General features: G+C 50.0%; 12 protein-coding genes. 5 read left to right on the forward strand and 7 right to left on the reverse strand.

The annotated features are described in order from the left end of the window. The coding region (locus U9P07_06095) for an ATP-binding protein (GenBank protein MEA2108973.1) at window positions 1-2,016 on the forward strand (2,016 nt) is incomplete at its 5' end. 32 nt (window positions 2,017-2,048) lie between these two features. Here U9P07_06095 and U9P07_06100 read toward each other — a convergent pair. From U9P07_06100 to U9P07_06115, 4 genes are all read right to left on the reverse strand, one after another. Then, window positions 2,049-2,489 (reverse strand): type II toxin-antitoxin system VapC family toxin, encoded by a 441-nt coding sequence (locus U9P07_06100; GenBank protein MEA2108974.1) that lies wholly within the window; start codon window positions 2,487-2,489, stop codon window positions 2,049-2,051. Then, window positions 2,479-2,706, reverse strand: a complete 228-nt coding sequence (locus U9P07_06105) for a prevent-host-death protein (GenBank protein MEA2108975.1) — start codon at window positions 2,704-2,706, stop codon at window positions 2,479-2,481. Before U9P07_06105 ends, U9P07_06100 begins: the two co-directional genes overlap by 11 nt. Window positions 2,707-3,229: 523 nt before the next feature. Beyond that, window positions 3,230-6,226 (reverse strand): PAS domain S-box protein, encoded by a 2,997-nt coding sequence (locus U9P07_06110; protein MEA2108976.1) that lies wholly within the window; start codon window positions 6,224-6,226, stop codon window positions 3,230-3,232. Continuing rightward, the gene (locus tag U9P07_06115; protein ID MEA2108977.1) at window positions 6,223-7,287 is read right to left on the reverse strand and encodes an ABC transporter substrate-binding protein; all 1,065 of its coding nucleotides are present in this window, start codon (window positions 7,285-7,287) and stop codon (window positions 6,223-6,225) included. Before U9P07_06115 ends, U9P07_06110 begins: the two co-directional genes overlap by 4 nt. Before the next feature lie 464 nt (window positions 7,288-7,751). Between U9P07_06115 and U9P07_06120 the strand changes: the two genes are divergently transcribed. From U9P07_06120 to U9P07_06135, 4 genes are read left to right on the forward strand one after another with little or no spacing between them, the layout of a single operon-like run. Further along, window positions 7,752-8,045: a 4Fe-4S binding protein gene (locus U9P07_06120; GenBank protein ID MEA2108978.1), complete on the forward strand. Its 294-nt coding sequence runs from the start codon at window positions 7,752-7,754 to the stop codon at window positions 8,043-8,045. Next, entirely contained in the window at window positions 8,042-9,184 is a 1,143-nt protein-coding gene (locus U9P07_06125) for a 2-oxoacid:acceptor oxidoreductase subunit alpha (GenBank protein MEA2108979.1), read from the forward strand. Before U9P07_06120 ends, U9P07_06125 begins: the two co-directional genes overlap by 4 nt. Further along, on the forward strand, window positions 9,181-10,029 hold the full coding sequence (locus U9P07_06130) for a 2-oxoacid:ferredoxin oxidoreductase subunit beta (protein ID MEA2108980.1): 849 nt from the start codon (window positions 9,181-9,183) through the stop codon (window positions 10,027-10,029). Before U9P07_06125 ends, U9P07_06130 begins: the two co-directional genes overlap by 4 nt. Beyond that, window positions 10,026-10,604: a 2-oxoacid:acceptor oxidoreductase family protein gene (locus tag U9P07_06135; protein MEA2108981.1), complete on the forward strand. Its 579-nt coding sequence runs from the start codon at window positions 10,026-10,028 to the stop codon at window positions 10,602-10,604. The genes U9P07_06130 and U9P07_06135 overlap by 4 nt, the downstream gene beginning before the upstream one ends. A gap of 113 nt (window positions 10,605-10,717) precedes the next feature. Here U9P07_06135 and gltX read toward each other — a convergent pair whose 3' ends face one another. The 3 genes from gltX to U9P07_06150 all read right to left on the reverse strand — a co-directional run bounded on the left by gltX (window position 10,718) and on the right by U9P07_06150 (window position 13,037). Then, entirely contained in the window at window positions 10,718-12,199 is a 1,482-nt protein-coding gene (gene gltX / locus U9P07_06140; protein ID MEA2108982.1) for a glutamate--tRNA ligase, read from the reverse strand. A gap of 200 nt (window positions 12,200-12,399) precedes the next feature. Beyond that, complete coding sequence (locus U9P07_06145; protein MEA2108983.1) at window positions 12,400-12,786, reverse strand: type II toxin-antitoxin system VapC family toxin; 387 nt, start codon at window positions 12,784-12,786, stop codon at window positions 12,400-12,402. Further along, window positions 12,783-13,037 (reverse strand): type II toxin-antitoxin system prevent-host-death family antitoxin, encoded by a 255-nt coding sequence (locus U9P07_06150; GenBank protein ID MEA2108984.1) that lies wholly within the window; start codon window positions 13,035-13,037, stop codon window positions 12,783-12,785. The genes U9P07_06145 and U9P07_06150 overlap by 4 nt, the downstream gene beginning before the upstream one ends. Window positions 13,038-13,681 lie beyond the last annotated feature (644 nt).

The following is a 13,681-nucleotide window of genomic DNA, read 5'->3' on the forward strand; positions in this document are numbered from 1 at the left end:
GGAAAAATTTTTGATGGCTCAAAAAAACTCTGGGAGGTTTTCGCTAAGAATCCCGAGAGCATCAAAGACCTTTTTGCCAAGGAGTATAATGCCGCCTTAAAACCAGGGGGTGATTATATCTATTACTCGTTCATCAAGCTAACTACCCAGAAGACAGAAGCTCCCAAAACCTCCTTTATTTATGGAATTCCTGACTGGCAATGGCTGGTGGGCGCCGGCGTCTATCTTGACGACATCGAAACCGGTATTGCCGCGATGCAGGCAGGATTACAAAAGAGACTCCGGACTGACATCCAGACCACGGTGCTGCTTGCCACGGCCATCATCGCCATCTTCCTGCTTTTATTTCACTTGTTCAGCCGTCGTTTACTGAATGATTTCGCCATTTTTGCCACCTTTTTCACCCGGGCGGCTCAAAGTGACCAGGAAATCGACCGCCGTAAAATACGTTTTAAAGAATTTTACCGGATGGCGGGTGATGCCAACCGGATGCTGAGTGATAAAAACATCGCGCAACACAAATTGCGAGAAAGCGAGGAGAAATACCGCACCTTCTTTGAAAATTCAACCGACGCCATGTTAATCACCCGGGGTAATTACTTCGTGGATTGCAATGCCGCCGCCGTCGAAATGCTGGGCTATGCTTCCAAAAAAGAATTCCTTGACCGGCACCCAGGGAAACTGTCTCCTGAAACCCAACCGGACGGCCAAAAATCCCGGGACAAGGCCCTGAAAATGATGGCAATTGCCAGGACCAAAGGAAGCCATCGCTTTGAATGGAACCACGTGCGTAAAAACGGGGAAATTTTCCCGGTTGAAGTTTCACTGACCGCTATTCCCACTGGAGATGAAATCTTGCTGCACACTGTCTGGCGCGACATCACCGATCGCCGGCGGGCGGCGGAAGAACAGCTGAAATTAAAAAAACTGGAATCCGTGGGTCTGCTGGCCGGGGGAATCGCTCATGATTTCAATAACCTGCTGACCGGGCTGTTCGGCAACCTGGAAATGGCCGGGATGTTTTTGCCTGCCGACCACAAAGCGCGCAAATTCCTGGATGCCGCCGGGCAGTCAATGGAAAACGCCACCAACCTGACCAAACAGCTGCTCACTTTTGCCAAAGGGGGCGATCCCATTAAAAAGACCCTCTCCATCGGCGAAGTCATTGCCGAGACCGCGCGATTTTCACTGCGGGGCGGCAACGCCAGGCTGCAAACCAGTATCGCCCCGGATTTATGGTTGGTGGAAGCCGACAAGGGACAGCTCAGTCAGGTTATCAGCAATCTGGTCATCAACGCCCAACAGGCGATGCCTACCGGCGGGACGATAACCATTACCGCCGGCAATATAAAAACCGCGGCCAGCCGCCGGATACAGATCACCGTGCGGGATGAAGGAGTGGGAATAGCCCCTGAGCATCTGAGCACGGTCTTCGACCCCTACTTTTCCACCAAGCAACAGGGCAGCGGCCTGGGACTGGCCTCCGCCTACTCGATTATCAGCAAACACGGCGGCACCATAACGGTCGATTCAAAACTGAACCAGGGGACCACCTTTACCATCCGGCTGCCGGCTGCGGATAAGGCGGCAGAGACAATCCCGGAAAAACCGGTCGCTGAAATCAACCCCAAGTCGGTTGCCGCCGCCCGGATTTTAGTCCTGGATGATGAGGAAGTGGTACGGGAAATTCTGGGCGACATGCTTGAAGAACTGGGACACCAGGTAGATCATGCCGCCCACGGCCGGGAGGCTGTGGAAAAATACCGGCAGGCGTGGGAGAACAATTCACCCTTCGACCTGGTAATCACTGATTTGACCATCCCCGGCGGCATGGGCGGCGAGGAAACGGCGCGGGAAATCCTGGCTATCGATCCGCGGGCTAAAATCATCGTCTCCAGCGGCTACGCTACCGATCCGGTAATGGCCCATTATGAAGAATATGGCTTTCAAGGCCGAGTCGCGAAACCGTATCGTTTTGCCGAGTTGCGGGAAGTGATTAGAAAGGCTGGAGGATAAAGGCGAAAGGTTAAAGGTTAAAGGACAGCGGTTTAAAATAATTTAACGGCACATCCCATCTCTTTGGCAACTTTAGCCACGACCTCATCCGCGGTAGCTATTGAGGTGATCCCATAGTTTCTGACAATCGTTAAGTGCAACGCGTCCAGCGTTCTTAATGGATATTTTGGATAGCAATCAATAAGGTCGACGGCCGCTTCTAAATTTGAGTTTTCTACATGGTAAAGCTGAAGATATCCGTGAGAGATATCATCTTTAAACAACGTATAGATAGTCAACTCAAGTTCAACATCGATTTCCTCCATCCTTCTACGACGAGCCAGCAGGGAGCGCATCTCAATACAAGTTAAACTACTGATTATCGCCACATCCAGTTTTTGTATATAAGCAGAGAACTCATCTGAATTTTTCTCATTCAGGTACCATTTTGCCAGAGCGCTGGTATCAAGATAAGCAATATTGTCAACCTTCATCGCGATCTCTGCGAATCAAAGTTTCGGAAGCAGTATTGAGATAAGGCATACTACGACGGAGGTCGGAATGACTTGGCCTTTTTTTCGGCGGACTGATAGGTGAAATTCTGGCGATTGCTTTCCCGTGCCGCGTAACAATCAGTTCGCCGGCATCCTCTAAAAGATGATCTAATTTCCCCAAAGATGATCGCATCTCTCTAATACTTAGCTGTTGCATGCAAAGTCCTCCCGTTAAAGCTTGGGAGACCGTCCGAAAATGCCTCGACCTGAGAAAAAACTTCTATTCTCGGACAGCCTCCTGGACACATATATATTTACAATGTAGCACATTTTAATAATTGTGTCTAACTTTTTCATCTTTTCATCTTTTCATTATTCAATTTGCTATATCGTCTATCGTTTTTCTTGGCGCTCTTGGCGTCTTGAGTGAGTGAAGCGAACGGGCGCGAGACAAAAAAATTACGCTGAATAATTGCAAATTTTTCTTGTTTCTCCCAGAAACACGGGGTCACAGAGGGCAAATGACTGGGGTTCTCTGTGACTTTGTGCCACTGTGAGAGTATTTTGTAACTTCCAAGTAAATGGTTTCATTTGCTTGGAAGTTACAACCATTTTAACTTTAATGACAGATTGAAAAACCGCTTTTATTTTGAGGATGTCTCCCCGGTTTGCAGCTGGGTTTTGATGGTATCCCCACGATTTCTTGTACCTTATACCCTACACCTTATACCTTTCACCTTTCACCTTTCTCCTTTCACCTTTCTCCTTTCTCCTTTCCCCTGCAACACCTCATGGAGTACCTGGGTCAACTCTTCCATTTTATAAGGCTTGCCGATCACCGCTTTAAAGCCGTAACCGGCGAAATCGGCCATTACCGGATCATGGGAGTAGCCGCTGGAAACAATTCCTTTCGCCAGCGGATCGATTTTCAATAAGGCGGTCATCAGTTCTTCCCCCCCCATTCCCCCGGGTACGGTTAAATCGGCAATCACCACGGCAAAGGGTTGACCTTCTACCATGGCCTGCTGGTAAGCTTTGACAGCCTGTTGCCCGTCAGCGGTAATCTCGGACTCATAACCGGCAAATTCCAGCATCTCAGCAAGAATCTCCTGGATTACCACATCATCATCCATCACCAGGATTTTTGCTGACCCCTTTTCCAGACTAACCTCCTCCTTTTTCTCATTGTTTGCTTCAATACAACCTCTGGCCGCCGGCAGATAAAATAGAAACGTCGCCCCTGCTCCCGGTTTTGAGAAAGCAGTCAGCAAACCATGATGGTTTTTGATAATCGAATAGCAGGATGCCAGGCCCAATCCCCGTCCTTCATCCTTGGTGCTGAAATAAGGGTCAAATATCTGCGCCATAATTTCCCGGGGAATTCCGGATCCCTGATCACGAACTGTAAGTTTTACATACTCACCGGGCGACAGTGTTTCCACCTCTCCCTCGGTTTCCACCTGAATATTTTCCGCGGTGATCTCAATTTCACCACCGTCAGGCATTGCCTGATCGGCATTAAGCACCAGATTATGGATGACCTGGCTGATCTGGCCGGTATCAACAACCGCCAAATGAAGATCAGCGGCAATGTTGAAAATGGGTTTTACCATGGAACCACGCAAGGCAAAGCTTACTGATTCACTGATAAGCTCCGGCAACTGCACCTCTTTAGTAACCGGCGCCCCGCCCCGGGAAAAGGTCAGCAGCTGCTGGGTGAGACCGGCAGCCCGCTGGACCGCTTTTTCCGCCTCTTCAAGTTTGTGGTCAACCTCAGTCGGCAACGACTTTCCAAGACGGGCCAGCGCCAGGTTGCCACCGATTCCCTGGAGCAGATTATTGAAATCATGGGCAATCCCGCCGGCCAGCAGGCCAACGGATTTAATCTTTTCCGCTTTCAGCAATTCATTCTGCAACCGCTGTTTTTCCGTCAAATCGCGAAAGACCAACACCACTCCGATAACCTCGCCCTGCTGGTCGACAATAGGGGCGGCACTGTCACCAATCACCAGCTCGCTGCCATCATGGGCAACCAGAACCGTACCATTGGCTAGTTCCGCCGGTCGGTCGGAAGCAAGCACCTGATCCACCGGATTTTCCCGAATATCTCTTGAATTTTCATCAATAATGATGAAAATTTCAGCCAGCGGACGCCCAACCGCCTGTTCATGATCCCAGCCGGTCATACGTTCCGCTTCCAGATTAATCATGACCACCCGGCCATGGGTATCAACGGTAATCACCCCGTCACCAATACTGCGCAAGGTAACCGCCAGCCGCTCCCGTTCAGCCGCCAGAATCTCTTCCACCCGTTTACGGTCGGTGATATCACGGTTGCTGCCGCGAATTCCCAGGTTCTCACCATCAACACCGGTTACCGGCCGACAGATATGTTCAAACCAGCGAACCTTGCCATCCTTCCGCCGAATGCGAAATTCAATCGGCAGAAAACGTCCCTCTGCTGTGACCTCATGCCGGTGACCGATAAAAATATGGTGATCTTCAGGCAGCACCAGCTTACGCATCAGCCGGTAATCCGCTAGAAATTCAGCCGGGGCGTAGCCGGTCAATTCTTCACATGAGGGCGAGACAAAAAGGAATTTCCCCGCAGGATCCCGCCAGCACTCCATATCATAGGCAAAATCAGTTATCGTCCGGTAGCGCTGTTCACTGAGACGAAGATTCTCCTCGGCCAACTGACGGCTATTGCGATCTTCTTTCAATGCCGTCACCATCCGGTTGAAATGATCGGCAAGATTTCCCACTTCATCACGGGGGAAGTCAGTCAAGGAAAAATCCAGATCGCCATCGGTAATCTGTTTGGTTCCGGCAGTTAACCTGGCCATGGACCGGGTAATGGAACGGGCAATAATCCAGGCAGTCAGGAGCACCAACAGCAGAGCTGAGGCAAAGGCAAATAAAAAGTTTTTTTTCAACTTATGAAGCAGAAAATAGGCCTGATCCCGGGGAATTTCATTCACTACCAGCAGCGGGATGCCGGAAATTTTCCGGGCTATACCCACTACCGGCTGGCCATCTAAGTCCTGATATTCGGCAAAAGCAAAGGTTTTACCCTTCATAATCGCGGCAACCACCGGCAATCCGGTCACATTTTCTGCCGTCAACACCAGATTAATATCAGGATGGGAAACAATTTTTCCGGTTTCAGCCACAATGTAAAGTTGTCCACTGTTACTGAAAGGATGGTAATCAGCAAGCTCGGCAAAGAGATTCTTCAAGCTGATTTCAGCCCGCAAGGTTCCAAGATTCTCACTGGTTAACGGATCATGGAGCGGATAGATAATCTGCAGTTGCGGCTCCTGGTTCCAGCTTACAAATGAAATCAGACGATCGCCACCAAATTCCCTGTGAGGAACTTTAGTTTCATCAGCAATATAACCATAGCGGAACAAGGATGCCTGGACCCGATCTTTTGAATCAGCAGCTATAATTTTCAGAATCTCTTTATTTTTCTCATAGGGGTAGCGCAAAAAGTGCTGGTCAGCAACCTCCCCCTCAAGCCGTTGACTCAGAAAGCGAAGCTCACGATCGATCGAACCAATTCTTTCAGCAATGATATTCTCCGCCACCTCCAGCCTGGCCTGGCCAAGTTCCTGTAATCTCAACTGTTGAGACTTAAAAATTACCTGTGAAAACATGACTATCCCAAATCCCAGGGGGATCATGGCCACCAGCAAAAAACCGACCAACAGTTTACTGAACAGACTGAACCTCATCGAATCACCTCATCAGCCCGCTGCAAAATATCCCGGGAAATGGGTAAGCCAAGTGACTTGGCCTCTTTCAATGACACCACCAGCCTTACTTTATCCGGATTTTGCACCGGCAGTTTGCCCACCTCGGCACCCTGAAAAACCTGGACTGCCATCCAGGCCGCCTGGAAACCCACATCATAGACATCCGGGCTGTAACCCATAACCCCGCCTTTGGCCAACAGCACATTATCAATGACCATCAAGGGCAGCTTTTCCCGCCGGGAAGCGGCCACCAACTCGCCAAACATGGCCATGGGCAAAGGATCGGGAACCATGAAAATACCATCAACATCATTGCTGGAAAGCCGCTCACAGGCGGTTTTCATCTCTTTGGCATCGCGGACATGGAGATGAATGATCTCCATGCCGCTCTCTACCACCACCACTTTGAGAAACCGGTCAATATGATCTTCAAGAAATCCCTCTCCAGGATTATGGAAAACAGCCACTTTCCTGATCGATGGAAACGTTTCTTTAAACAACACCAGCCTTTTTGACAGCAGGGAAAAGGAAAGATGGCTGATCCCGGAAATATTTCCCCCGGGTTCTTTTAGTGAAGCCACTATCTTGGAGTCTAGAGGGTCGGAAACGGTAGTGAACAGTACCGGTATTTCTTTACCTTCGGTGGCCTTTTTGACTTCCTGGACCACCGGTGTGGTTACGGCCAAAATCAAATCATAGTGATGCTGGATAAGCTCTCGCACCAACACCGGAATACTCTCCCTGTTCTTATTGACATTATGGACGCTGTATTGCACATCCACACCTTTCCGGTAGCCGGCCGCCGTCAAACCGTCACGAAAACCGTCAGCAGATTTTAAAAACGGGGCGCCATAGACAATGATGCCGACTTTACGCATCGGTGAGGATCTGGGGACGGACTCAGCCATTCCGGAAACAGCCGGCAGCAGAACAACAACCATCAGCAATACCAGCAAGCAACATGATTTCAGCTGCCGATGAGGATTTCCCGGCCACCAGCAAGCCAGCTTTTTCAGCCAACAATTATTTTCTCTTGACATAGCACATCCTCCATTGTAGACCGTCAACATAATTTATCGGTAGATGTTTTGAAAAATTTATTCGTTATTGTCGCTGGGGAAGAAAAATCCGGGACTGTCCCTGGTTTTTCATAGTCCGTAAACATCTGGGACAGCCCCCGGTGAAGCTGGGGACAGTCCCAAGTTTACTGTGGCATCGGTTTGCACATTTGCTTCGCCCTGCTTCGCGAGGGGACACTCTTGACTTGCGCGCCCAAGGAAGAGATGAAAAAATGTCCCCAATCCCGGTAACCCTGGGCGGACGCGGGGACATTGCTTTAGCGGTGTCCCCACTTGCTGCACACGATGTGTAGCGAGAATGAGAGAGAGCCATGCCGGAACATCCTTAGGAAAGCTCTCTCAGCTGTTTTTGGAACAACTCAGAAAGTTGAGAACAGATATATACAAACAAACTTATTTTTCAACACTTTGTCAAGGATTTCACCATGGAAAAACAGTCTGAACCGGCCTCTACATCCGCAAACCCGGAAATAATCGTCGAGGAAAAACCGCTGCCTAAAATCACGGTTTTCACCGATTGGTGCAAACAGTGCGGCATCTGTGTCGCCTTCTGTCCCCAGCAGGTGCTGGCCATGGATGAAAACCGCCGGGTTTTTGCCAAACACCCGGAAAAATGCATTGCCTGCCACATGTGTGAACTCCGCTGCCCGGATTTTGCCATTACGGTTAAAGAACCACCAAAATTAAGCGGAAATACGGGCAAAGGAGGTAGAGCATGAGCAAAACCCATTCCTACCGTTTAATGCAGGGCAACGAAGCGGCTGCCGAGGGGGCCATGGCTGCCGGGGTTCGTTTTTTTGCCGGTTATCCAATTACCCCTTCCACCGAAATCGCCGAGATTCTCTCCATCCGCCTGCCGGAACTGGGCGGTAAATTTATCCAGATGGAAGATGAAATCGGCAGTATTGCCGCCATTATCGGCGCCTCCCTGGGTGGTGCCAAGGCATTGACCGCCACTTCAGGACCCGGGTTTTCACTGATGCAGGAGAATCTGGGCTATGCCTGTCTGACCGAAACCCCCCTGGTCATCGTTAATGTGATGCGGGGCGGCCCTTCAACCGGCCTGCCCACTAGCCCTTCCCAGGGAGATGTGATGCAGGCCCGCTGGGGAACCCATGGGGATCATCCAATTATTGTCCTCTGCCCCAGCTCGGTGGAAGAAACATTTCACTACGCGGTTAAGGCCGTTAACCTTTCTGAGAAATACCGGAACCCGGTTATCCTGTTGCTGGACGAAGTAATCGGTCACATGCGGGCCCGGGTTGAACTGCCACCCTGGACCATGGTCGAAACCGTCAACCGGATCAAGCCCAACATGCCTCCTGAATGGTATATTCCTTACGAACGCAGCTCCATGGGAGTTTCACCCATGGCCAGCTTCGGGGAAGGCTATCGCTATCATGTCACCGGCCTGGTCCATGACGTCAAAGGATTTCCCACCGGCAAACCCCGGGAAGCCCGGGAAAACATCCTCGGTCTTTTCAAGAAAATTGAGCGGGGTTTCAAGGAAATCTGCCTGGTTGACTATGTACATATGGACGATGCCCAGCATGCCATCGTCGCCTATGGCTGCATGGTCCTTTCAGCCCAGTCGGCCATAGAACAGCTGCGAGCTGATGGCATTAAGGTGGGACTGATCAAGGTTGGTACCCTCTGGCCATTTCCCCGTTTTGCCCTGGAGCATTTCCTTCCCCAGCTTAAAACCATCCTGGTACCGGAACTGAACATGGGGCAGATCTACCGGGAGGTGGTCAGGGTTAACGCCGGGCGGGCGGTAGTGGAAAAAATAAACAAAATAAATGGTGAGATTATCAGTCCGGATGAAATCATTAAATCCATGAAGGGGCTTTCACGATGATCAGTAATGCTGAATTAGCCAAAAAATATTGCCGCCATGACAAAAAATTTCCCCATATCTGGTGCCCCGGCTGTGGCAACGGCATCATCCTCAACGGTATGCTGCGGGCGATTGACAGCATTGGCCTGGCGAAGGATGACATCGCTTTTGTCTCCGGCATCGGCTGCTCCGGCCGGGCGCCGGTCTATGTGGATTTCAATACCCTGCACACCACCCATGGGCGAGCGCTGGCTTTTGCCACCGGATTAAAACTGGCCAACGAAAAACTCCAGGTGATTGTGGCCATGGGAGATGGCGATGCCACCGCCATTGGCGGCAACCATTTCATTCACGCCTGCCGCCGCAACATTGATATGACCGCCATTATTTTCAATAATTATATATACGGGATGACCGGCGGCCAGTACAGTCCCACTACCCCCCATGGAGCCAAGGGCTCCACCTGCCGGGCGGGAAACATCGAAAACCCTTTTAATATTTCGGCCCTGGCGGAGGCGGCCGGAGCCTCGTTTGTAGCCCGGACCACCTCCTACCATGTCATGCAGCTGCAGGACCTGATTAAAAAAGCGATTCGCCATCATGGTTTTGCCGTGGTTGAAATAGTCACTCACTGTCCAACCCTTTATGGTCGGCTGAACAAGGTTGGCGGCGCCCCGGAAATGCTTAAGTGGCAAAAAGAATCAGCCATTCCCAAAAAGAAAGCGGCGAAAATGACAACAGAAGAGCTGGCCGGAAAAATTATCACCGGGGTACTGGTGGAAAGAGATCTGCCGGAATACTGTGATTTGTATAATGAAATAATCTCTGAGGCCCAGGAACGGCTCAGCGGAGGAGGTACATCATGACCCAGGCAAGAACGGAAATTCGCCTGGCCGGCAGTGGCGGTCAGGGTTTAATTACCGCCGGCATTATTCTTGCCGAAGCCGCCATTTATGACCGTAAAAACGTGGTCCAAAGCCAGTCCTACGGCCCCGAAGCCCGGGGCGGAGCCAGCAAGGCTGAAGTTATCATTTCCAGCGGCCCCATTTATTACCCGAAGGCCACCTGGGTTAACATATTGCTGGCCATGTCCCAAAAGGCCTGTGACCAATACCTCTACGATCTGACCGTGGACGGCACCTTCATCGCCGACACCAGCTATGTCACCCAGGTACCCACCAGCCGGGCGGTCACCATTCCCATTTCCGCCCGCACCCGGGAAAAATTCGGCAAAGAACTGTTCAGCAATATTGTCGCCCTGGGCGTCCTGGTGGAAACCACCGGCATTGTGACCAAGAAAGCCATCAAAACGGCGGTATTGGCCCGGGTTCCGGCAGGCACCGAAAAAATCAATGAGGAAGCCCTTAATTTTGGCTTTACATTAGCAGCCGAAGCCAAAAAAAACAAAACAGAAACCGAAGAGATAACGGCAGATGACTGATTGATTATCCCGGATTGTGAATGCGCTATCCCGGATACTTCCCTTCCAGCACAAAAAAGCCCCGCTTTTAAGTGGGGCTTTTTTATCGACGCAAGAAAAAAATCCGCCTGATTTCAACTAAAATATTTATCCACCCGGCGCAGCCGGTCCACCACCCGCTGCCGGCCGAAAATTTCCAGAATTTCAAACATCCCGGCTCCTTTGAGCTGGCCGGTAACCGCGGCGCGCATGCCGTTGATAATAATACCGGGTTTGACATCCAGATCCTCAATTACCTCCCGAACCACCCGTTCAGTCTCCGCTGCCGAAAAATCCGTCATGGCGGCAAAGCGGTCCGCTAGTAACGGCAGCAATTCCTTCAAGTCCGGATGTTTCAGCAGATTCTTTTTCAGGGCTTTTTCCTCAAGCTCAAAATCATCGGCAAAATAAGGCCGCCCAAGGGTGGCAAAATCAGTGAGAAAATGGTAGCGGCTGCGGATGAGATCAATGGTTTTCAAAAACCAGTCACGCCGTTCAGTCGCGAATTCCGGCTGCCAGATGCCGGCTTTCTCCAACTCGGCGACCACGTAAGGCTCCAGCTCCTTCAGCGGCATCTCCCGCAGGTAATGGGCATTCATACTGATCGCCTTGGGATCGGTAATGAATTTGGGATCATTCTTCTGGACGTTGAAAATTGAATTGGCCCGCTTGATTCCCTTCAAGTCAAAGGCTTCAATCAACTCATCCCGGCTGAAGAATTCCCGGGAATCGGGATTCGACCAGCCCAGCAACACGAGAAAATTCACCAGCGCCCAGGGCAGAAAACCATGTTCCCGGTAAAAATGAACCGCTACCAGTTCGCCGTGGCTGCGCTTGGAAATTTTTGCCCGCTTGGGGTCAAGGGTCAGGGACATATGGGCAAATTTTGGCACCGGCAAATCCAGCGCCTGATAAATGAGAATCTGCTTCGGGGTGTTGGCCAGGCCATCCTGTCCACGGATAACATGGCTGATACGATCCCTGGCGTCATCGACGGCGTTGGAAAGCAGGTAAAGCGGCTGACCGTTTGAACGACAGACAACAAAGTCCTCAATATCGACATATTTTTTCTCGATGCGGCCATAGACCAGATCATCAAAAACCACTGCGCCTTCACCGGCGGGAACCTGCAGACGAACGGTATACGGCAGACCGGCCGCCTCTTTGGCCGCCACTTCCGCCGGGCTCAAATTCCGGCAGGTACCGTCATAACTGAAATCAAGTTTCTGCTGTTTGGCTATTTCCCGTTTCTGCTCCAGCTCTTCCCGGGTACAAAAACACTTATAGGCCCGGCCGCTTACCAGCAGCTTTTGGGCCGCAGCCCGGTGATCTTCGCCAAACTGGGACTGAAAGTAAGGCCCCTCATCCCAGGTCACCCCCAGCCAGCGCAAGCCATCGAGAATCCCCTGGATGGATTCCTCGGTTGAGCGCTCGGCATCGGTATCCTCGATCCGCAGGATCAGTTTCCCGCCGGTTTTCCGGGCGTAAAGCCAATTATAAATGGCGGTTCGGGCCCCGCCGATATGCAGATAGCCTGTGGGACTGGGGGCAAAGCGTAAACGCACTTCCTGATTCATCTTTTCATCCTCTCTTCAACAGCTGACAACACTAGCGAATAATGTCAAATCCAAAGCGGATTTTTACAGCATATCTCAGCAAACAATGCCCCGTGGATTATCATTTCCGGCCACTGATTGCAAGGATTGTCGGCGGCCGCGAAAATTCCGCGCATAAATGATTGACACAGTCGGCAGGCACTTTTTAGTAATCGTCAAAGCTACCATAAACAACGGATTGGGTATTGTCTAATCAGGGGATCAGGGGTAATAATTGTCAATGAATGTTCGATAGCCTGACATACAAGCATACGATCAAAAGGATCTTTGTGGGGAGTAGGCAGTTTGCACAAATGCAGGGTGTCTTGTTCCGATAAATTCAAGGGAGAGATTAAATGTCTTTTACGCTCTTTGGGAATAAATTGATCAGGTGCAAGCGGAAGTTGCAATTTTTCCAAGCGGTATTTTACATTGATCTCCCAAGCCGAAACAGCGCTCAGGAATACTTCATTTTGAGGGTTGGTAAAAGCATCAATTGCCTTAACTGACAACTTTTCACGTCCCTTAGTCAGCCAGAGAAAAGTGCAGGTATCGAGGAGAAGTTTCACGACTCTTCGCCGTTAAAAGCAGCCACAATATCGTCAGGGAGGGGTTCGAAAAAAGCGTTACCAATTTGAAAATCGGGATACTCTTTGCCGGCCAGACCAATAGGACGATTCTTATTGAGGGGGGCTGCAATTGGTTTTATTTCAGCAATAGGCACATTTCGCTTGCAGACTATTACGGTTTCACCATTACTGACTTTGGCGAGATAGTTTGAAAAATGAGTCTTTATTTCATTTATATTTAAGTTTAACATGATCTTATTATAGATCACCTTGTTGATCATGTCAAGAAAAGATTTCTGATTTACAAGCAAAACCGAGACTGTCCCCCCTGAGCCTTTGCGGTTTAAAAGGGGACTGTCCCAGGCTTTTGCGGCTCATGCCGACATTGTTTCATAGTCCGTAAACATCTGGGACAGACCATAACCCAACGTTTTTAATAGAGAAAATAGGATAGTAAATGAACCGTGGTCTGTCCTCTATTTCTTTCTGTAAAATAATTTAAAGAAATCTGCCGGTTTAACGAAATAAGAAACAGGAAAAATAGAGACTGTACCCTCTCCGCGATGTGTGCTCTATTCTTGGGATGGAGACTCTCATTGCTTTACAAGGCACGACAAGTCTCCGTTAACCAGTTCTGCTCATAAGTCATAATGCATGGACAAACAGGATCATGAACGAAAAAAAACGTTACTTTACCGTCCTTATTGTTGATGATGAACCGGCAGACCTAACTCGCAAAAAAATTGCGAGTATTTTTGACTTATGGTAAAAAAAATTGGCATCACGGTTACCGGGAGTTATGTATCATGTCCCCATAATTCAAAAGGGCTGGGGGCAAAGCGTAAACGCACTTCCTGATTCATTTTTCAATCCTCTCTTCAGCAGCTGACAACAC

The organism is Pseudomonadota bacterium (assembly GCA_034660915.1).
GTDB lineage: Bacteria > Desulfobacterota > Anaeroferrophillalia > Anaeroferrophillales > Anaeroferrophillaceae > DQWO01.